This is a genomic window from Bradyrhizobium sp. 157, assembly GCF_023073815.1.
Lineage (GTDB): Bacteria > Pseudomonadota > Alphaproteobacteria > Rhizobiales > Xanthobacteraceae > Bradyrhizobium.
On record NZ_JADPKF010000109.1, the window covers coordinates 1 to 18,781 of the forward strand.

General features: G+C 62.3%; 22 protein-coding genes. 17 read left to right on the forward strand and 5 right to left on the reverse strand.

Annotated features, from left to right (window positions below):
• Positions 1–189: 189 nt before the first annotated feature.
• Positions 190–1,155 (reverse strand): glyoxylate/hydroxypyruvate reductase A, encoded by a 966-nt coding sequence (locus IVA95_RS34105; protein WP_247514509.1) that lies wholly within the window; start codon positions 1,153–1,155, stop codon positions 190–192.
• A gap of 423 nt (positions 1,156–1,578) precedes the next feature.
• Here IVA95_RS34105 and IVA95_RS34110 point away from each other — a divergent pair, with 423 nt between their 5' ends.
• The 5 genes from IVA95_RS34110 to IVA95_RS34130 all read left to right on the forward strand — a co-directional run bounded on the left by IVA95_RS34110 (position 1,579) and on the right by IVA95_RS34130 (position 5,022).
• Complete coding sequence (locus IVA95_RS34110; RefSeq protein WP_247514510.1) at positions 1,579–1,947, forward strand: YciI family protein; 369 nt, start codon at positions 1,579–1,581, stop codon at positions 1,945–1,947.
• Positions 1,944–3,215, forward strand: coding sequence for an RNA polymerase sigma factor (locus tag IVA95_RS34115; RefSeq protein ID WP_213254036.1), 1,272 nt, complete (start codon positions 1,944–1,946; stop codon positions 3,213–3,215). The genes IVA95_RS34110 and IVA95_RS34115 overlap by 4 nt, the downstream gene beginning before the upstream one ends.
• Before the next feature lie 246 nt (positions 3,216–3,461).
• Positions 3,462–3,875: a DoxX family protein gene (locus IVA95_RS34120; RefSeq protein ID WP_247514511.1), complete on the forward strand. Its 414-nt coding sequence runs from the start codon at positions 3,462–3,464 to the stop codon at positions 3,873–3,875.
• 31 nt (positions 3,876–3,906) lie between these two features.
• A complete protein-coding gene (locus tag IVA95_RS34125; RefSeq protein WP_247514512.1) occupies positions 3,907–4,443 on the forward strand; it encodes an SRPBCC family protein in 537 nt (178 codons plus the stop codon).
• 165 nt (positions 4,444–4,608) lie between these two features.
• Positions 4,609–5,022: a VOC family protein gene (locus IVA95_RS34130; RefSeq protein ID WP_213254033.1), complete on the forward strand. Its 414-nt coding sequence runs from the start codon at positions 4,609–4,611 to the stop codon at positions 5,020–5,022.
• A 115-nt stretch (positions 5,023–5,137) separates the two neighbouring features.
• Here IVA95_RS34130 and IVA95_RS34135 read toward each other — a convergent pair whose 3' ends face one another.
• From IVA95_RS34135 to IVA95_RS34150, 4 genes are all read right to left on the reverse strand, one after another.
• Positions 5,138–5,575 carry a hypothetical protein gene (locus IVA95_RS34135; RefSeq protein WP_247514513.1) on the reverse strand — a complete coding sequence of 146 codons (438 nt, stop codon included), beginning with the start codon at positions 5,573–5,575 and terminating at the stop codon, positions 5,138–5,140.
• Between the two features lie 530 nt (positions 5,576–6,105).
• Positions 6,106–6,894, reverse strand: coding sequence for an SDR family oxidoreductase (locus IVA95_RS34140; protein WP_247514514.1), 789 nt, complete (start codon positions 6,892–6,894; stop codon positions 6,106–6,108).
• Positions 6,895–7,057: 163 nt separating this feature from the next.
• Entirely contained in the window at positions 7,058–8,743 is a 1,686-nt protein-coding gene (locus IVA95_RS34145) for a PAS domain-containing methyl-accepting chemotaxis protein (RefSeq protein WP_247514515.1), read from the reverse strand.
• A gap of 212 nt (positions 8,744–8,955) precedes the next feature.
• On the reverse strand, positions 8,956–9,453 hold the full coding sequence (locus IVA95_RS34150; RefSeq protein ID WP_247514516.1) for a helix-turn-helix domain-containing protein: 498 nt from the start codon (positions 9,451–9,453) through the stop codon (positions 8,956–8,958).
• Positions 9,454–9,566: 113 nt separating this feature from the next.
• Here IVA95_RS34150 and IVA95_RS34155 point away from each other — a divergent pair, with 113 nt between their 5' ends.
• From IVA95_RS34155 to IVA95_RS34210, 12 genes are all read left to right on the forward strand, one after another.
• Complete coding sequence (locus IVA95_RS34155; protein ID WP_247514517.1) at positions 9,567–10,112, forward strand: dihydrofolate reductase family protein; 546 nt, start codon at positions 9,567–9,569, stop codon at positions 10,110–10,112.
• 28 nt (positions 10,113–10,140) lie between these two features.
• Positions 10,141–10,818 (forward strand): glutathione S-transferase family protein, encoded by a 678-nt coding sequence (locus tag IVA95_RS34160; RefSeq protein WP_247514518.1) that lies wholly within the window; start codon positions 10,141–10,143, stop codon positions 10,816–10,818.
• Positions 10,819–10,832: 14 nt separating this feature from the next.
• Positions 10,833–11,201, forward strand: a complete 369-nt coding sequence (locus tag IVA95_RS34165) for a nuclear transport factor 2 family protein (RefSeq protein ID WP_247514519.1) — start codon at positions 10,833–10,835, stop codon at positions 11,199–11,201.
• A 246-nt stretch (positions 11,202–11,447) separates the two neighbouring features.
• Entirely contained in the window at positions 11,448–11,864 is a 417-nt protein-coding gene (locus tag IVA95_RS34170) for a YciI family protein (RefSeq protein ID WP_247514520.1), read from the forward strand.
• Positions 11,865–11,997: 133 nt separating this feature from the next.
• A complete protein-coding gene (locus tag IVA95_RS34175; RefSeq protein ID WP_247514521.1) occupies positions 11,998–12,423 on the forward strand; it encodes a YciI family protein in 426 nt (141 codons plus the stop codon).
• A gap of 83 nt (positions 12,424–12,506) precedes the next feature.
• On the forward strand, positions 12,507–12,872 hold the full coding sequence (locus tag IVA95_RS34180; protein ID WP_247514522.1) for a hypothetical protein: 366 nt from the start codon (positions 12,507–12,509) through the stop codon (positions 12,870–12,872).
• Positions 12,873–12,989: 117 nt separating this feature from the next.
• Complete coding sequence (locus IVA95_RS34185) at positions 12,990–13,715, forward strand: TetR/AcrR family transcriptional regulator (protein ID WP_247514523.1); 726 nt, start codon at positions 12,990–12,992, stop codon at positions 13,713–13,715.
• A gap of 77 nt (positions 13,716–13,792) precedes the next feature.
• Complete coding sequence (locus IVA95_RS34190) at positions 13,793–14,302, forward strand: DUF2243 domain-containing protein (protein ID WP_247514524.1); 510 nt, start codon at positions 13,793–13,795, stop codon at positions 14,300–14,302.
• On the forward strand, positions 14,299–14,442 hold the full coding sequence (locus tag IVA95_RS34195) for a hypothetical protein (RefSeq protein ID WP_213254019.1): 144 nt from the start codon (positions 14,299–14,301) through the stop codon (positions 14,440–14,442). The genes IVA95_RS34190 and IVA95_RS34195 overlap by 4 nt, the downstream gene beginning before the upstream one ends.
• A 137-nt stretch (positions 14,443–14,579) precedes the next feature.
• Positions 14,580–15,065, forward strand: coding sequence for a DUF2852 domain-containing protein (locus IVA95_RS34200; protein ID WP_213254068.1), 486 nt, complete (start codon positions 14,580–14,582; stop codon positions 15,063–15,065).
• Positions 15,066–15,550: 485 nt separating this feature from the next.
• Positions 15,551–16,312, forward strand: coding sequence for a serine acetyltransferase (locus IVA95_RS34205; protein ID WP_247514525.1), 762 nt, complete (start codon positions 15,551–15,553; stop codon positions 16,310–16,312).
• A 912-nt stretch (positions 16,313–17,224) separates the two neighbouring features.
• Positions 17,225–18,640, forward strand: coding sequence for a PQQ-dependent sugar dehydrogenase (locus IVA95_RS34210; protein ID WP_247514526.1), 1,416 nt, complete (start codon positions 17,225–17,227; stop codon positions 18,638–18,640).
• Positions 18,641–18,781: the final 141 nt, after the last annotated feature.

The following is an 18,781-nucleotide window of genomic DNA, read 5'->3' on the forward strand; positions in this document are numbered from 1 at the left end:
CATCAGGCCTTGGCAGGGCAAACTCCCAAGGCCTTCGCCGCTACCAAGACCACCGCGATCCAATCAGCGAATTAGTGAACATCGACAATTGCGAGCGAAGCGAAGCAATCCATATCTCGGCATAACGGATAAGTGGTGGATTGCTTCGTCGCTTTGCTCCTCGCAGTTGTCGACAGCAATGACGGAGAACTAATACCCCCGCTTTCGATCCACCACGTTCTCCAGCGCGCCGCCTTCCTCAAACCGCGCGATCTGGTCTGCGACATATTTCGATATCTCGTCGGGATCGGTGTCGGCGGCGTTGTGCGGGGTCAGCACTACTTTTGGATGGGTCCAGAACCGGCTGTCGGCGGGCAGCGGTTCGGTGGCGTAGACGTCGAGCGAGGCGCCGCCGAGCGTGCCGTCGTCCAGGCTTCGCAGGATGTCGGCCTCGTTCTGCAAGCCGCCGCGACCGGCATTGATCAGGACCGGCGCGCCGAGCGGACTCGTGCGATTCAGTTTCTCAAACAGCCCGCGATTGAGAATGTGCCGCGTCTCCGGCGTCAGCGGCAGGAGGCAGACCAGAATGTCGGTCCGCCGCAGGAATGGCTCGAGCTGCGCTGCGCCATGAAAGCATTCGATGCCCTCGATCGTTCGCGGGCTGCGGCTCCAGCCTGCGACACGAAAGCCCAGCCGCCGCAGCACGTCGGCGGCATCGGCACCAAGCGTGCCGAGCCCCATGATTCCGACCGAAATCGCGCCCGCCGCCCATTGCGATTTCGGCGCCCAGCGCTTTTCGCGCTGCGACTCCCGCAAGTATGGCTCCTGCCGGTGGTGCATCAGGACATGCAGCACGACATATTCGGTCATCCGCGCGGTGAGGTCGCCGACCGCGACGCGCACCAGCGGCACGTCGGGCAATGAACGATCGGCCATCAGCGCATCGACGCCGGCGCCGAGATTAAAGATGACGCGCAGGTTGGGGAAGGCGGCGAGCTCGCCCGGATGCGGCTTCCACACCGCCGCGTAACGCACCTCCGCTGGATCGAACGACGCATCCGGCAACAGCAGCACGCGGCGCCCTTTGCAAACGTCATCGAACCGGCTCTTCCAGCGTTGCGGCGACCAGTTTTCGGTCCCGCCATGCACCAGCAGCGCAAGCGCACCCTTCGTCATTGCCATTCCTTTCGCGTCGCCAACTCGGCGTGACCCGCCTCACATCGCGGACCGAACCGCTTCTGTAGCCTCCTTTCATCCGACAAGGGAGACCTTGCATGCGCAATCTGCTGGTGATCCGCAAATTCGTCGTCGTGCCGGTGATGGTCTGGCTGGCGCTCGCCTACCAGAACAATCACCGCGACTTTGGGCCTGCCAGGGTCGGGTCCGTCAGATGAAAACGCTCAGGTGCATCTTTCTGATTCTCGGTGTGTGCGGCCTTTGTTCCACGGCGGCCATTCACGCCTGCAGGCATTTCAATCCACCACCGCCGCCGATTGTAGGTCCTTGACGGCAGGCGGTGCATTTCAAAATTTCTTCGACGCGCCTGTCGGCTCCGGGCATAATCGTTCGTCATCAAGACAACGGAGATGCTTGAGCCTCATGCTGTACGCCATTCTTTGCTACCACGATGAAGACACCGTCGGTTCCTGGACCAAGGAACAGGACGCCGCGGTCATGAAGAAATTGACCGTCGTTCAGGATAAACTGGCCAAACAGGGCCGGCTCGGCCCGGTGGCGCGGCTGTTGCCGACCACGGCGGCGACCACGCTGCGCAAGGACGATCCGCCGCTGGTGCTCGACGGCCCCTATGCCGAAACCAAGGAACAATTGCTCGGCTTCTATGTCGTCGACTGCAAGGACCTCGACGAGGCGCTCGGCGTCGCCCGCGATCTCGGCGCGGCCAATCCCGGCGGCGCCTACGAGATCCGTCCCGTTGGCCACTTCACGGCGGGGAGTGTGCAGCGATGACCGATACCGCCTGGATCGATGCCGCACTGACTTCGGCTCGCCCCCAGGCGGTCGGCGCGCTGCTGCGCTATTTCCGTAACCTCGATACCGCCGAGGAAGCTTTTCAGAACGCCTGCCTGCGGGCGCTGAAGAGCTGGCCGCAAAACGGCCCGCCGCGCGATCCCGCGGCGTGGCTGATCATGGTCGGCCGCAATGTCGCGATCGACGACATCAGGCGCGGCAAGAAGCAGACGCCCCTGCCCGAGGACGAGGCGATCTCCGACCTCGACGACGCCGAGGAGGAGCTTGCCGAACGGCTCGACGGCTCGCATTATCGCGACGACATCCTGCGGCTGTTGTTCATCTGCTGCCATCCGGACCTGCCGGCAACGCAGCAGATCGCGCTCGCGCTGCGCATCGTCTCGGGTCTCACGGTGAAGCAGATCGCGCGCGCCTTCCTGGTCTCGGAAGCCGCGATGGAGCAGCGCATCACCCGGGCGAAGGCAAGGGTGGCGGATGCCAACGTGCCGTTCGAAACGCCCGGCGCGGTGGAGCGCTCCGAGCGCCTCGCCTCGGTTGCCGCCATGATCTACCTGATCTTCAATGAGGGATATTCGGCGAGCGGCGACACCGCCGAGATTCGCAAGCCCCTGTGCGAGGAAGCGATCCGGCTGGCGCGGCTGTTGCTGCGGCTGTTCCAGAGCGAGCCCGAGATCATGGGGCTGACCGCGCTGTTGCTGCTGCAGCATGCGCGGGCTGATGCGCGATTCGATGCCGATGGCGCGGTGATCCTGCTCGACGACCAGGACCGTTCGAAATGGAACAAGGCTCTGATCGCCGAGGGGCTGGCGCTGATCGACAAGGCGATGCGCCATCGCCGCAGCGGCCCCTATCAGGTGCAGGCCGCGATCGCAGCGCTGCATGCCCGCGCCGAAAAGCCCGAGGATACCGACTGGACCCAGATCGACCTGCTCTATGGCGCGCTGGAGATCATGCAGCCGTCGCCGGTGGTGACCCTGAACCGCGCGGTCGCGGTTTCCAAGGTGAAAGGGCCGCAAGCTGCCCTCGACATGATCGAGCCTTTAGCGCAGCGACTGTCGAACTATTTTCACTTCTTCGGCGTGCGCGGCGCCTTCCTGATGCAACTCGGCCGCAACGACGAGGCCCGCGTGGCGTTCGACCGCGCCATCGCGCTCGCCAACACCTCGGCCGAAGCCGCCCACATCCGCATGCACCTCGACCGCCTGCAGCGCGACAGCCAGCCGCGCGGCAAGAAGGCGGGGAAGTAAAACTCCTCTTCCCTTCTCCCCTTGTGGGAGAAGGTGGCGCGGATGCAATCCGCGCCGGATGAGGGGTTCTCTCCGCGGAGACAAACCCCTCATCCGTCTCGCTGCCGCTTCGCGTCAGCGATCCACCTTCTCCCACAAGGGGAGAAGGAAGAAGCGAACCGCGAAAAAATTCGCGTCTCCCTGTCGGTTTCCACCTCCCTCATTCGTCTTGAATCCGAACAGCCATTCAAGACACGGGGACCGATCATGTCCGTCATCACCGAGACCGCGCCTGTCTCAAACCCGGCACGCTGGATGGGCCGCATCCTCAGCGCTCTGGTCATCCTGTTCCTGATGATCGATGGCGCCATCAAGCTGGTGCCGTGGCCGGTCGTCACCGAAACCATGGACCGGATGGGTTACGGCTCGAGTGATGCGCTGATGCGCGGTCTCGGCGCCATCACCATCGCGTGCACGGTGCTCTATGCCATTCCGCCGACCTCCATTCTCGGTGCGATCCTGCTCACCGGCTATCTCGGCGGTGCGATCGCCTCGCACGTCCGCATCGACAGCCCCTTGTTCACACATACGCTGTTCGGACTCTATCTCGGCCTGATGCTGTGGGGCGGGCTGTGGCTGCGCGACAAAAACCTGCGCAGCGTGATCCCCTTTCGCCACTGACTAGCTTCAACGATTGTTCACGGAGTCCGACATGCTGGAAGTCATTGCCGTCATCGCCGTCATACTGGCAATTGCCATCGCCGTGGTGCTCATTCTCGCCGCCACCAAGCCGAATACCTTGCGGGTGCAGCGCGCGGTCAGCATCAAGGCGCCGGCGGAGCGGATCTTTCCGCTGATCTCTGACTTTCAGCAGTGGCGGAGTTGGTCGCCCTACGAGCAGAAGGACCCCGCGATGAAGCGCACCTATGGCGGCGCGGAGCGCGGCAAGGGTGCCGTCTACGCCTGGGACGGCGACAAGAATGTCGGTTCCGGCCGCATGGAGATTCTCGAGGCCCTGGCGCCGTCGAAGATCGTCATCAAGCTGGATTTCTTCAGGCCGTTCGAAGGCCACAACACCGCCGAGTTCACAATGCTGCCGCAGGGCGATGGCATCCATGTCACATGGCTGATGCATGGTCCGGCGAACTTCATGTCGAGACTGATCCAGGTGTTCATGAACCTGGATCGTATGATCGGCAGGGATTTCGAAGCCGGTCTCGCCAATCTGAAGACGATTACCGAGAAATGAGTGTCACGATTCTATCGTGTCCCGGACGCGGCGCAGCACGAAGTGATGCGACGCAGAGCCGGGACCCATCAATGGACCCCGGAACAGCAGCGTACCACTTCGTGGTGCGCAGCATCCGGGGAACGCCGCAAATACCAGACTGAGTTAAACCCCAGGGAGCCAGCGATGCAGATCAATCCTTATCTGTTCTACAACGGCAACTGCCAAGAAGCGCTGAAGTATTATGAGAAGGTCCTCGGTGCCCAGATCGGGGCGATGTTTCCTTATGAGGATGCGCCGCCGGACATGCCGACTCCGCCGGATTGGAAGAAGAAGCTGATGCATGCGAGCATTACGATCGACGGCGAGGTGCTGATGGCCTCCGATGCCACGCCTGGCGATTACCATCAGCCGCAGGGCTTTGCCGTCTCGCTGCAGGTCGAGGATCCGGCGGACGCCGAACGCCGGTTCAATGCGCTCGCCGAAGGCGGCACGGTGCGAATGCCCTTCGGCAAGACCTTCTTCTCCAACGGCTTCGGCATGTGCGTCGACAAGTTCGGCATTCCCTGGATGGTCAACTGCCCGAAGGAAGACATGTGAGCTTCTCACGCAATCAATCGTAGGGTGGGCAAAGCGAAAGCGTGCCCACCATTGGTGCCTCACGGAAGGTGGTGGGCACGGCGCCTGACGGCGCCTTTGCCCACCCTACGAAATCTCACCTGCATCTCGGATAGATCGCGGCGAGTTCGCGCCCGCGCAGGAGCAGCAGCCGTGAGCTCAATCCGCCGCGCCGGCTGATCCAGTCCCGCACCGGCGCCGGATAAGCCGCGTGCACCGCAATCGAGGCTTCCGGTTCGGCGTAGATCCGGCCGCGGCCGTCGATCGAGCGCGCGGCATGAAAACCGAGCACCGCGCGGCGGGTCACGCAGATGCGCTCGGCCGGCACCGTCATCAGCAACAGCGTGCAGGCCGACAGGCATGGCCCGTCGATCACCACCCGCTCGCCGGATTCGCGCACGCGATCGAACAGCTCGAGAAACGGCCCGACCTGTCCGCCGGGACTGGCGAGAATGCGGATCTCGGCCCGCACCGGCACGATCGCCGCGACTAGCGCGGCGGCGACAACGATGAGCTTGATGAGCGCAATTCCCATGTGCGGCTCCTTCGTCAGCACGGCCCCTCCTGGCCCAGTTACGCTGAGATATGTGGCAAGGTTTGGTCAAGCGTCCGCGCCGGAGACGGCGGCCTCGATAACGGTGCCGGCCTGGCGGGGCGAGTGCGGCGCGCGCCAGCAGGATCGCAAAGCGACGCGTCCACCGTGGCTTCAGAAGCGAATGCGGGACCGCGACCTTCACCTCTGCCCGTTTACGCTCACTGAGATGCGCAGTTGCTCCATCGAAATGGTCCGCGCAGTCGCGGAACGAATAGTGCAGCCCATCGTTGAGGCCCGATGGATCATCTTTTTCTCAGCATAATCTGCGCGGGCGTTTTACTGCTCGTCACGGCGTTCGCGCTGGGAACGCCGAGCATGAGACCAGATGTTCCACTGGAAAGGACGGTGTTGCTGCATCGCGGCGCGCTGAACAACGACCTGCCTCCTCGATCCAGCAATGATGGACCGCCAGCCAAAGCCATTCGGACTGGGTTCTGATCCGCACTCCAAGCAACATAGCCACTGAGGAACTACCCGTTCCGCCGCTGGCCCCGCAGCGTCGGCAGACCAATGCCGGCGGCATCAAAACCGCCATCGACGGCGAGGATCTGCCCGGTGATGTAGCTTGCGCGATCGCTGCACAGGAAGAAGATCGCTTCCGCCAGTTCCTCTTCGAGGCCGTAGCGGTTGAGCGGAATGGCGTCGTGATAGTCGGCGCGAATTTCCGGCGTGTGGACCTGTTTTGCCATCGCGGTCTCGACCGGGCCAGGCGCCACGGCATTGACGCGAATGCCGAGCGAAGCCAATTCGACTGCGAGCTGTTTGGTCAGATGCGCAAGCCCCGCCTTGCTGGTGCCGTACGCCGAGCGCAGCGTGGAGGCGCGCACTGCCGAGATTGACGTGACGTTGACCATCGCGCCGCCGCCATGTTCCCGCATCAATGGCGCCGCCGCCTTGACGCACAGGAACGGACCGGTGAGGTTGACCTGCAGGATGCGGTTCCAGTCGTCATCCGATGTGTCGAGCAGCGGCGCGAACACCGCGATCCCGGCATTGTTGACCAGCGCGTCGAGCCGGCCGAAACGCTCGCTCACTGCCGCCACGGCGTTCGCCACTGCCTGGGTGTCGGAGACGTCGCAATGCAGCGCCAGCGTATTGTCGGGGTCGGCGAGGCCGGCGACCGCGCCGCGCAGCAATTCGCCTTCGATGTCGAGCAGCGCCACCTGCCAGCCCTCGGCCAGAAAGCGTTTCGCCGTCGCAAGCCCGATGCCGCGCGCGGCGCCGGTGACGAGAACAACTTTTTGCGCGGAATGGGCCATGGCGGGTCCGTTGGCGAGAGGAAAGATTTCCCGCTCCTATAGCCCAGGCCCCGTCGCATGTCCCGGCGACAATGATGCAGAATTCAGCGCTGCCCGGCCGAGCCCCGGATAGCAAATCCGGTACGGGCGGCTGTCCCGTACCTCACGCATTCGATGATCGAATCTAACCGCCCGCGCGCTGCGCGATCGCCTTCGCTTCCGCGGCGGCGCGCTGCATGCTGGAGGACATCTCGCCGGTCACCGTGCTCTGCTCCTCGACCGCGGCTGCGGTAGCAGTGACATATTCGCTGACGCTCTGGATCGCACTCTTGATGCTGTCGAGCGCGCCGACGACGTCGCCGGAGATGCCGTTGAGATTGCCGATCTCCTGGCCGATCTTGTCGGTCGCCTGCTTGGCCTGGGTGGCGAGGTTCTTGACCTCGGAAGCCACCACGGCAAAGCCGCGTCCGGCCTCGCCGGCGCGCGCCGATTCGATCGTCGCATTGAGCGCCAAGAGGTTGATCTGGCCGGTGATGTTGCCGATCAGCTCCACGATGCCGCTCATCGCCTGCGCCGCTTCGTTCAGCCGCTGCGCCTGGGCGTCGGCCGCTTCGACCCGCCCGACCGCGGTTGCCGCCGTCTCGCGCGACTTAGTCATGGCTTCGGAGATTTCCCGCACCGAGGCGTTCAGTTCCTCGGCGCCTGCCGCCACCGAATCCATCATGCCGCGCACGCGCTCGTTGCCCATGCGGACCAGCACTTGCGCAGTGGTGTCGGCGGCGTATTTCACCACCTTGAACGGCTTGCCGTTGAGGTCGAGGATCGGATTGTAGGAGGCCTGGATCCAGATTTCCTTAGCCCCCTTGCCGATCCGCTTGTATTCGGCCGCCTGATATTCGCCGCGGTTGAGCGCCGCCCAGAATTCACGATAGGCCGCACTGTCGCGCTCTGTCTGTTCGACGAACATGCTGTGGTGCCGGCCGCGGATCTCGTCCAGCGAGTAACCGACCGTCCGGAGGAAGTTCTGGTTGGCGCCGATGATGGTGCCGTCCATGTTGAACTCGATCACGGCCTGCGACTTGCTGATCGCGGCAATCTGGCCGGCGAGATCGGCGGTCGAAAGTTTCTGGCTGGTGACATCGGTGGCGAATTTCACCACCCGGAACGGCTTGCCCTTTTCGTCGAGCACGGGATTGTAGGAGGCGAGAATCCAGACTTCCTTCCCGCCCTTGCCGATCCGCTTGTACTCGGCTTGTTGGTTTTCGCCGCGGTTGAGGCTCGTCCAGAACTGCCGGTAGGCGGCGCTGCCGCGCTCCGACGGATCGACGAACATGCTGTGATGCTTGCCCTGAATTTCGGCGAGCGTGTAGCCAAGTGCCTTCAGGAAGTTGTCATTCGCGGTAACGATAGTGCCGTCCATCTCGAACGCGATGACCGCTTGCGCGCGGCTGATCGCGGCGATCTGGCCGGCGTCCTCCATGCTCTTGATCTTGCGGGCGGTGATATCGGTCGCGAACTTCACGATTTTGCAAGGCTTACCGCTGCCGTCGAGCACGGGGTTGTAGGTCGCCTGGATCCAGACTTCCTTACCGCCCTTGCCGATCCGCCTGTATTCGGCGGCCTGGTATTCGCCGCGCTTCAGCGCCATCCAGAAGTCGCGATACGCCGCGCTGTCGCGCTCGGACTGGTCGACGAACATGCTGTGATGTTTGCCCTTGATCTCGCCGAGCGAGTAGCCGAGGGTTTTGAGGAAATTATCGTTGGCGGTGAGAATGGTACCGTCCATGCCGAACTCGATAACGGCCTGAGCGCGGCTGATGGCGTCGGCAAGCGCCTTGTCTGTCGAGGAGCTCTTGAGAAATTGAAACACCGTAGGCCTCATCCAAATGGCGGTAAGATGTTGAGGCCGTCGTCCAGTTTACCCGAGCCTCGTTGCCTTTTTACGGTTGACCGAGAGGCAAAAAGAATCCGTTAACGCTGTTCTCCGTAATATGACGGATCACATAGCGGCGTAATGCTGATCTTAAGGATGTTCCCGCGCGCCACACCAGCTTAACGAGCATGCGGCCGCGAACCCCAAGACTACCTTCCGTTCACGACGCTTTCATACGCTGCCTGCAGTCGCTCACCGACCGAAGGACCGCTACGCCTGCGCCGCTTTGCGCCGAGATGGCTCTCGCGCAACTCGTCCATGAATTCGGCCCACATTTTCGGTCCGCCCTCGCTGAGCAGCCGCGCGCGAATGCCGAGTTCCTCGCTGACGGGCAAATACTTGTAACCCCATGCCGCCATCTGGGCGAGAACGGGCAAGAGCTCGACACCTTGCTCCGTCAGCGAATAGATTCCCTTCTGTTTGTGCGTGGGATCGTCCTCGCGGGTGATGATGCCCTGCTCGAGCAGCGTCTTGAGCCGGTCGGCGAGAATGTTGGAGGAGATGCCTTCCTCTGACTTGGTCAACAGCTCGCGAAAATGCCGCCGGTTGCCGAACATCATGTCGCGGATGATCAGCAAGCTCCATTTGTCGCCGAGCACTTCCAGCGAAAGATTGATCGGGCAGCCGGAGCGCTGGGCATCGGTCATGATCGTCTCCTGGGCAGGCGCCAAGCGCCTCAAAAAAACCACTTGCAATATTGCACCAGTTAGATCAGGATGCAACCGGTTGCATTTCGCAATCAGTTGAAGGGAGATCGAAGATGGCGAAATTGATCATGTGGAACCTGATGACGCTGGATGGCTTCGTTGAAGGCCCCAACCGCGACATCTCCTGGCATTCCGACGTGTGGGGCGAGGAGCTGGAGCAATTGTCGATCGAGCAGTTGAACGCCGCCGGCGGATTGCTGTTCGGCCGCGTCACCTATGAGCTGATGGCGGGCCACTGGCCGAGCGCGACCGGCGAGGTCGCCGACTTCATGAATGCCGCGCCGAAATACATCTTCTCGCGCACGGTGAAGAAATCCGATTGGAACAACACGCAGATGTTCAGCGCCGATGTGCCGGAGACCGTCGCGCGGCTGAAGCGCGACAGCGCCAAGGACATCTTTCTGTTCGGCAGCGCCGATCTCGCCAGCAGCTTGATCCCGCACGGGCTGATCGACGAGTTCCGCATCGCGGTAAGCCCCGTCATCCTCGGCGGCGGAACGCCGCTGTTCAAGCCGGGCGAAAAGGTCAAACTGAAGCTGCTCGACAGCCGGCCGTTGTCCACCGGCATCGTGATCCTGCGCTACGTGCCGGCGCCATAAATGTCGGCGTCACCAGACGCAGATCGTCTTGCAAACAGCAAACCGGAGTTTCCATGTGCTGACGCTGCACTTCCACCCACTGGCCTCGTTCTGCTGGAAGGCGCTGATCGCGCTCTACGAGAACGACATTCCGTTCCGGCCGAATCTCGTCGATCTCGGCAATCCGGCCGAGCGCGCCGCGCTGCTGAAGCTGTGGGGGATCGGCAAGTTCCCGGTGCTGCGCGACGATGCGCGAGATCAGACCGTGCCGGAATCCAGCATCATCGTCGAATATCTCGATCAGCATTATCGCGGCCGCGTCCGGCTTATTCCTGAGGATCCCGCCCGGGCCCTGCAGGCGCGGCTGCGCGACCGCTTCTATGATCTCTATGTGCATCTGCCGATGCAGAAGATCATGCTCGACCGGTTGCGGCCCGAGGGCAGGCGGGACCCGCACGGTGTCGAGGAGGCGCGGGCGCAGTTGCACACTTCCTATGCCATGATCGAGCAGCAGATGGAAAACGGCGGCTGGGCAATCGGCGAGGATTTCAGCCTCGCCGATTGCGCGGCAATGCCGCCATTGTTCTACGGCAATATGGCGGTGCCGTTCGGCGAAGCGCAGAAAAACCTCAACGCCTATCTCGAGCGGCTGAAGGCGCGCCCCTCCGTCGCGCGTGTGCTGAAGGAGGCCGAACCCTATTTCCAGATGGTACCCAAGGAGCCTTGAGGGAGGAGCGTTGAATGGCCGAAGCGAGCAGGGCGGAGACGATCCGCGCCATCTTCAAGGCGTATCTCGCCAACGATCGCAAGTTCGTCGAGAATGCCTTCGGCGACGACTTCCGTTTCACCAGTCCGTTCGATGACAATATCGATAAAGCCACCTACTTCGCGCGATGTTGGCAGAACAGCGACTGGATCGAACGGCACGAGCTCGAGCGGATTTTCGTCGACGGCGATGAAGCCTTTGTGACTTATTGTTGCATTGCCAAGGGCGGAAAGAGTTTTCGCAATACCGAATTCTTTGTCTTCGACGGCGATAAGGTGAAGCGCATCGACGTCTACTTCGGCGCGGCCTACCAGGACGGCAAGTTCGTCAGGCAGCCGGGGTAGCGGCACACTTTGCTTCGTTCCCGGACGCGATGTGGCGCGAAGGGCCGGGGCCCACTACGTCTCATAGCGACGGGCCCCCGGTTCTGCGGCGCATCAAGCTTAGGTCGCTTGCTGCACCGCGCCCGGGGCTCGAATAGCGCCAAAATAATTTCCACTGACATGTCGGCTTCGTAAAAGCCCGCGCGTCTTGTTGACGAAGGCCGACGCGGCAGTGGCTGGCCCAGGAAGATCAATAGGAGAATGACGATGCGATTCATGGTGATTGTGAAGGCAAACAAGGATACGGAAGCCGGCGTGATGCCGAGTACGGAACAGCTGGCCGCGATGGGCAAGTTCAACGAGGAGTTGGTCCAGGCGGGCATGATGGAAGCGGGCGAGGGCCTGCACCCGACCTCGAATGGCGCGCGGATCAAGTATCAGGGCGGGCAGGGCAGTGCCAGCCGCGGTCCGTTCCCGCTCTCGGGTGATCTCGTCGCCGGCTTCTGGCTGATCGACGCCAAATCGCTGGATGAAGCGATCGACTGGATGAAGCGCGCGCCGTTCCTCGATGGCGACGAGGTCGAAATCCGCCAGGTGTTTACGGCCGAGGATTTCGGCGAAGCCCTCACGCCGGAATTGCGCGAGCAGGAGGAGCGGCTGCGGGCGCAGACCGCGAAGAAATAACTACCATCGTCATTCCGGGGCGATGCGAAGCATCGAACCCGGAATCTCGAGATTCCCCGGTGCGCAATTGCGCACCTGAGGTCTGGTCCTTCCGACCATCCCGGAATGACGATACCCGAACAAGGACCCCACCATGCGATTCATGATGCTGATGATCCCCCTGGGCTATGAGACTGCACCGCCGGACGTCCAGCTCGATCCCGAGCGCGTCAAGGCGATGATGAAATACAACGAGGCGCTGAAGGAGGCTGGCGTCCTGATCGCGCTCGACGGGCTGCATCCGCCCTCGATGGGCGCGCGGGTTTCCTTCGCCACCGGCAAGCCCGTCGTTACCGACGGCCCGTTCACGGAGGCCAAGGAAGTGCTCGGCGGCTATTGGATGATCAATGTGAAGTCGCGCGAGGAGGCGATCGAGTGGGCGAAGAAGTGCCCGGCTTCCGAAAACGAGGTCATCGAAATTCGCCAGGTGCAGGAAATCGAGGATTTCTCCGAGGAAGTGCAGCAGGCGGCGAAAGGCTTCGAGGAATTGCAGAAGGGAAATGCGAACAAGGCGCGGTGAACCTGGAGGCGCTGCAACTGGCTCCGCGCGCCGTCAAGTCGACAGTCTATCGCAATCAGTCAAACCGCAAGGGAGAGAACCTCATGAGCACCAACGATACGTTCCTCGCAGTCTTCCTCGGCAGCAAGACCAGTGCGAAAATGGCGGCCTGGAATGCGCTGCCTGAGGCTGAGCGGCGCGCCAAGGAGCAGCAGGGAATCGCGGCGTGGAAGGCCTGGGTCGAAAAGCACCAGGCGGCGATCGCCGCCATGGGTGGCCCGCTCGGCAAAACCAAGAAAGTCGATTCAAACGGTATTGCTGACATCGCAAACGAGATGGGCGCCTTCGCGGTGGTGCGCGCCGGCTCGCATGAGGACGCCGCAAAAATGTTCGAGAATCACCCGCACTTTACGATCTTTCCCGGCGAGCGCGTGGAGATCATGCCGGTCCTTCCGATCCCGGGCGGTTAGACCGGGGCGGCCAGAATCGTCCGAATTTGCGCCCGCACGCCGTTAATCTTGATGAACACCAGTTAACGACCTCAAATTAAGTGACCTTTACGGCCACCTCATGTAAAAGCCTTTAACATGAGTTGGCAAAAGGACCGCCGCGGCGAGCGTGGCTACCATCACGGCAATCTGAAAGAGGCATTGCTGCAGGCGGCGCTCGACCTGATTTCGCAAAAGGGCCCGGCCGGCTTCACCTTTGCCGACGCCGCACGCATGGCCGGCGTCAGTCCGGCCGCCCCCTACCGCCATTTTCGCGACCGCGACGAATTGCTGTCCTCGATCGCGCAACGTGGCTTCGTGCAGTTCGAGGCCATGCTCGTGCAAGCCTGGGACGACGGCCGCCCCGACACCGTCACCGCGTTCGAGCGGGTCGGCAAGGCTTATCTCGCCTTCGCGCGCAACGAGCCGGCGTTTTATTCGGCGATGTTCGAATCCGGGATTCCAGTCGATTCCAACCCGACATTGATGGCTGCGAGCGAGCGCGCCTTCGCCATTATCCGCGCCGCCGCCGAGCGGCTGGCGGCGATGACGCCGCCCGGAACGCCGCGGCCGCCGGCGATGATGATGGCGCTGCATATCTGGTCGATGGCGCATGGCGTGGCCTCGCTGTTCGGCCGCGGCGATGCGGCACGGCGCAAACTGCCGATGTCGCCGGAAGATCTGCTGGAAGCGGAAGTGCTGATCTATCTGCGCGGCCTCGGCTTCCCGACCGACCGCCGGGCTTCCGACCAGAAGCCCGCCGGCCCGCCGCCGGTGCCGCCCGCCGGCAACGGACCTTCGGGTCCTTGGGGCAAGCCCAAATAGCCGCGATTTGATGGCTCCATCTGAGGAACTCGCGCTGATCTCCCCTGTTGCACGTCCCTAACGGGATGACTCCGGCTATGACAACAGCGGGCGCGAATTCACTTGGCGTGACCGAAAAACGATCTTTCCCGGTTGCAGCAGGCATTTTCTTCGGCCTGGGCCTTGGAGGTTTTTTCGACGGGATCGTTCTGCATCAGTTGCTGCAGTGGCACCACATGCTGAGCAACTGGTACCCGGTAAATAACGTCGAGAACCTCGAACTTAACACAAGATGGGACGGCATCTTTCATAGCGCCACTTATGTCTTCGTGCTGATCGGGCTGTTTCTGTTGTGGCGCGCCGCTCACGGCGCGCATCTCTATTGGTCGAGCAAGCTACTCGTCGGCACGATGCTGCTCGGTTTTGGCATCTTCAACACAGTCGAAGGTGTCGTTGATCATCACCTGCTTGGCATTCACCACGTCAACGAGACGGTGGCGCGCGAGCATTGGCCGATATGGGATATCGGATTCACCATCTGGGGCATCGCCATGATCGTGATCGGGTGGCTGATCATGAGGGCGGGGAGGTGGGGGAAGCCGCCATGAGCCGGCTCCCGCCAGCGTTGATGTACCCGATCTTTGGTCTTGGTCTCGCAATGGCCACGCTGCCGATCTGGCGCTTCTGGCTGTTTGGGTTCAGTCCGTCTCTCGATGAATTGCTGCGCCTTCGGTGCCTGGCGTTTTGACTTCGCTGCCTCCCACGCCTGATCAAATAATTTTGGAGGGTGCGGCCAGCCGCCCGCTTGACAAAAACGAGGGATGGTTTAGGTATGTAAATGTTATTTACATTCACAACGGCGTGATCGCCGTCATGGAGAGGGAAATGGCCTACACCGCAGATGTCAATCGATGGCGCGGTCCGACGGAACAGACCTATCGACCGCATATGCTTGAGAGCCCCTGGCACCCCGGCTGGATCGTGGTGACTATCCTCGGCTTCATCATTTGGTGGCCGATCGGTCTTGCCCTTCTCTTATTCACATTAGGGAGCAGAAGAATGGGTTGCTGGAGCAACGGTGATCGCTGGCAGAACAAGATGGAGCGGATGCAGTACAAGATGGACCGGATGCGCGACCGCATGGAGCGCCGCGGCTTTGGCGGCTTCGGCTTCGGCCCGCCGTCCAGCGGCAACCGCGCCTTCGACGAGTACCGCATGGAAACCCTGCGCCGGCTTGAAGAAGAGCAGGTCGAGTTCAAGAATTTCCTCGAGCGCCTGCGCCACGCCAAGGACAAGGAAGAGTTCGACGCCTTCATGGCGCAGCACAAGCAGCGTCCGACCCCGCCGAACGACCAACCGCAGCAGGGCTGATCGTCAACGGCAAGAGGAGTTCAGCCGCAGGCGTGATGCCCCCATGATGCCTGGTGGATACAGCCGCCCATCTGCGACCCGCAGGTGGGCGGTTTGTTTTTTGATACTGCTTTGAGCGCGGACAGGGTCGAGGTGCAGCCGCGGCGGGATAGCCTCCCTCTCCCGCTTGCGGGCAGGGCTGTCGCATATGACGGCGCTGAGCTCGCGAGCGCTCAAGTTTCCGCATTGTCATGGCCGGGCTTGTCCCGCCATCCACGTCTTTTCGTGCGGAGACCGAGACGTGGATGCCCGGGACAAGCCCGGGCATGACGAGTTTGTGGACACACCGAACCACTACATTACCGCATGCACGATAGCCCTACCCGCAGCGGGAGAGGTGGAGCAACGGCCCATGGCAAGCCAGTTCATCCAAAGTCAGCACCGCCTGCTGGCGCGCCTAGCGGCCGCTCTATATTGTATGGACGCGCTAATGCAGGGCAGCCGTCATGAATGAAATGGTGCCTGTCGATCAGCTCTGGAACTCGATCCGCACTGAAGCGGAAAGCGCGGTGCTGCGCGACCCGGTGTTCGGCGCTGCGCTATCATCAGCCATTCTCGATCATCTCGATTTCGGCGGCGCATTATCGCATCAGATCGGCGCGCGGCTCGGCAAGACTCCAGCGGATCGCGCGCGCTTTGCGCAGATTGCCCGTGACGCGTTCGCTACCGCGCCCGACCTGATCGATGCCGCGAGCCGCGATCTGCAGAGCATCGCCGTTCACGATCCCGCGACGACGGCGCTTCTGCCGCCGCTGTTGAACTTCAAGGGCTTCGTCGCGCTGCAGGGCTGGCGCCTCTCCAACTGGCTCTGGCGCCAGAGCCGCAACGATCTCGCGCTGTTGCTGCAAAGCCTGTCGTCCGATCAGCTTCAGGTCAGCATTCACCCTGCAGCATCGATCGGAACGTCGGTGTTTCTCGATCACGCCACCGGCATCATCATCGGCGCCTTTGCCGTGATCAGCGACGAGGTGACGATTTTACAAAACGTCACCATCGGCCGAAAACATTCGGAGCCGGACCGCGCGCCAAAGATCGGCAGGGGAGTGTTGCTCAGCGCCGGATCGACCATTCTCGGCAACGTTACCGTCGGCGACTTCGCCAAAATCGGCGCAGGCGCAGTCGTCGAGCACGATGTGCCGCCCGGCTGCACCGCCGTCGGCGTTCCCGCGCGGTTGACCAATTGCCCAGAAGCCTCGGTGCCGGCCTGAGCGCGACATCGCCGATCCCGCGTTGCGCCCACCATCCATCCCCGATCGCCGCCCTGACGGTGAGCACGCGGAGCACAGCCAGTCACGCCGACGTCCTCGAACAGCGTAGGTGGGAAGAAGAGGTAATATGGCTGCCCTGATTTTTGCGGAAGGGCACCCTCGCTTGGCGCTGTCCGGCCTTAGGCAGCGATCTGCGTGACCTCGCTGCAAAGGAAAGCTCGGCAATGCGAGGAACAACGCGTCTCTCAGTAAATTGTTTTGATCGTCTGGAAGACCGCGAATGGTCCCTCCACAACCCCGGAGGACACCCGTGAGCGAACACTCGAAAAAGGAATCCATTTCGCGTCGCAATTTTGTTGGAAGAACCCTTTGTGGAGCGGCACTTGCCGGGACGGCGCTGCCGGCATGGGCGGCGCCGCCGATTACGCCCCTGCCAGTAGATGACGGGCTGCTGCAAGAGATACGCGGCCGGCGAAAAGTCAGCAAAGCATCGGCCCAGTATCGTGATAGTCCAAATGGCGACCAGCGCTGCGCCGGCTGCGTTAATTTCCGCGGAGGGAGCTGCGCGATCGTCGAGGGGCGCATCAGCGCTAACGGCTGGTGTCGCCATTACCAAGCCGCCGGCAGAGGCCGAGCGCCCGGTGCACCCGGTGGCAGGGGTGGTCGTGGAGGCGCCGGAGGCGGTTACTAGAACTGCCCCCAACGCGTACGGCGCCGTAAACGGTGCCTGCGCTGATGCCCGCTTCTAACAGAAGGCTGTTATTGGCCGTGACACGACCATAGCGGCGCAGCAATGAATCTCTGGGCGGCAGCAAAGACGATTAAAGACAGATTACTGATCGGCCGAAGGCGCGCTGCACTCAAGTGTCTTAAATTCGAAAGGCCTGACTCGACTTCGATGGGAGGCTCACAATGAAAATCCCTTCTTCCCGCCTCGTGACCCTTACGGCAGCTCTTATTGCGATTGGCTTCGCGCTTGCACCAGCCTGGGCTCAGCGTAGAAGTGCGCCCGCCGCTCAGCCTCCGGCAGAAAAGCCGACGGACCCCGCGCTGTTGCCCGACCAGGAACTTGGACGCCGGTTCACGGTCAAGGCGGAGGACCTGCCGCCCCCGAAGACCGGCCCGATCGTCAGCAGCCGTTCCCTTGTGATTCCCCATGACGGGCAAACTCCCCGCGTCCCTGAAGGCTTCACCACGACCGCTTTCATGACTGGCCTTGAGCATCCGAGGCGTCTGCTTGTGCTGCCGAACGGCGACGTGCTCCTGGCCGAACAGAAGGCGGGCTATCTCACATTGCTGCGCGATGAGGACGGGGACGGCAAGGCCGACTGGATTCAGCGCCACGCGGAGGGATTCAACCAACCTTACGGACTCGCTTGGCGGGATGATCACGTCCTGGTCGCGGATCAGGAGGGGATCTGGAAAGTGCCGCACCGGCTTGGCGCATTGCGTGCCGGCCGCGGCGGCGAGCAGCCGAAGGCCGCCGATGTGCCGCCGGATCAGCGCAAACCTTCGCCCGCCGTGGTTGGCGAGGAAATGATCACCAGGAAGGGCGTGTTCGGCATCGTTCAAGGCCATACGAACCGCCATCTCGCGATCGACCCCAAGACTGGCGGACTGTTCGTCGGCGTCGGCTCGTCCGGCAATGTCGGTGTCGAACCAGAGGTCAAGGCGACGATCCAGCGCTTCGATCCCAATGGAGCTAACCAGATCACGTTCGCTTCCGGATTGCGCAATCCGACGGCGCTCGCCTTCGAACCTGGAACGGGCGATCTCTATGCGGTGGTTCAGGAGCGCGACGGCCTCGGCGACCGGCTTCCGCCCGATTATCTGACGCGTGTCGAGAGGGGCGCCTTCTACGGCTGGCCTTACGCATATATCGGTCAGCACCCGCAGCCGGGTTTCGCCAAGTTGAAACCAGACAAGGTCAAGGCTTCAATCAAGCCCGACCTTCTATTCGAAGCGCATTCCTCGGCGATGGATCTGGTGTTTTACGATGGCGAACAGTTTCCGCCCGAATTCCGCGACGGCGCCTTTGTTGCGCTCAAGGGGTCGTGGAATCGATCCGAACCAACCGGTTACAAGATCGTGTTCGTGCCGTTCAAGGATGGCCGTCCGCAAGGGTGGTACCAGAATTTCGCCGTCGGCTTCTGGGTCTCCGGCATGCATCGGGCGGAGATCTGGGGCCGACCTGCCGCGCTTGCGATCGCCAAGGACGGTTCATTGCTCGTTGCCGACGATACCGGCGGCACCATCTGGCGCATTGCTTACACAGGGCCTCAGAACCGTGCAGGCAAGCCCGATGGCAATACTGAGGCGCCACGCTAGAGCACGATGATCTTTGGTTAGATCGATTTGGCCGCAGACGCGCTTCACCTCTCCCGCTTGCGGGGGAGGTCGGCGCGAAGCGCCGGGTGGGGGCTCTCTCCACTCGGGCAGTGTCGCCCGCGGAGACACCCCCACCCCTTC

Excerpts from the sequence above, each read along its gene's own strand:
- IVA95_RS34105 (WP_247514509.1), bottom strand. The coding sequence starts at position 1,155 with ATGACGAAGGGTGCGCTTGCGCTGCTGGTGCATGGCGGGACCGAAAAC.
- IVA95_RS34110 (WP_247514510.1), top strand. The coding sequence starts at position 1,579 with ATGCTGTACGCCATTCTTTGCTACCACGATGAAGACACCGTCGGTTCC.
- IVA95_RS34115 (WP_213254036.1), top strand. The coding sequence starts at position 1,944 with ATGACCGATACCGCCTGGATCGATGCCGCACTGACTTCGGCTCGCCCC.
- IVA95_RS34120 (WP_247514511.1), top strand. The coding sequence starts at position 3,462 with ATGTCCGTCATCACCGAGACCGCGCCTGTCTCAAACCCGGCACGCTGG.
- IVA95_RS34125 (WP_247514512.1), top strand. The coding sequence starts at position 3,907 with ATGCTGGAAGTCATTGCCGTCATCGCCGTCATACTGGCAATTGCCATC.
- IVA95_RS34130 (WP_213254033.1), top strand. The coding sequence starts at position 4,609 with ATGCAGATCAATCCTTATCTGTTCTACAACGGCAACTGCCAAGAAGCG.
- IVA95_RS34135 (WP_247514513.1), bottom strand. The coding sequence starts at position 5,575 with ATGGGAATTGCGCTCATCAAGCTCATCGTTGTCGCCGCCGCGCTAGTC.
- IVA95_RS34140 (WP_247514514.1), bottom strand. The coding sequence starts at position 6,894 with ATGGCCCATTCCGCGCAAAAAGTTGTTCTCGTCACCGGCGCCGCGCGC.
- IVA95_RS34150 (WP_247514516.1), bottom strand. The coding sequence starts at position 9,453 with ATGACCGATGCCCAGCGCTCCGGCTGCCCGATCAATCTTTCGCTGGAA.
- IVA95_RS34155 (WP_247514517.1), top strand. The coding sequence starts at position 9,567 with ATGGCGAAATTGATCATGTGGAACCTGATGACGCTGGATGGCTTCGTT.
- IVA95_RS34165 (WP_247514519.1), top strand. The coding sequence starts at position 10,833 with ATGGCCGAAGCGAGCAGGGCGGAGACGATCCGCGCCATCTTCAAGGCG.
- IVA95_RS34170 (WP_247514520.1), top strand. The coding sequence starts at position 11,448 with ATGCGATTCATGGTGATTGTGAAGGCAAACAAGGATACGGAAGCCGGC.
- IVA95_RS34175 (WP_247514521.1), top strand. The coding sequence starts at position 11,998 with ATGCGATTCATGATGCTGATGATCCCCCTGGGCTATGAGACTGCACCG.
- IVA95_RS34180 (WP_247514522.1), top strand. The coding sequence starts at position 12,507 with ATGAGCACCAACGATACGTTCCTCGCAGTCTTCCTCGGCAGCAAGACC.
- IVA95_RS34185 (WP_247514523.1), top strand. The coding sequence starts at position 12,990 with ATGAGTTGGCAAAAGGACCGCCGCGGCGAGCGTGGCTACCATCACGGC.
- IVA95_RS34190 (WP_247514524.1), top strand. The coding sequence starts at position 13,793 with ATGACAACAGCGGGCGCGAATTCACTTGGCGTGACCGAAAAACGATCT.
- IVA95_RS34195 (WP_213254019.1), top strand. The coding sequence starts at position 14,299 with ATGAGCCGGCTCCCGCCAGCGTTGATGTACCCGATCTTTGGTCTTGGT.
- IVA95_RS34200 (WP_213254068.1), top strand. The coding sequence starts at position 14,580 with ATGGCCTACACCGCAGATGTCAATCGATGGCGCGGTCCGACGGAACAG.
- IVA95_RS34205 (WP_247514525.1), top strand. The coding sequence starts at position 15,551 with ATGAATGAAATGGTGCCTGTCGATCAGCTCTGGAACTCGATCCGCACT.
- IVA95_RS34210 (WP_247514526.1), top strand. The coding sequence starts at position 17,225 with ATGAAAATCCCTTCTTCCCGCCTCGTGACCCTTACGGCAGCTCTTATT.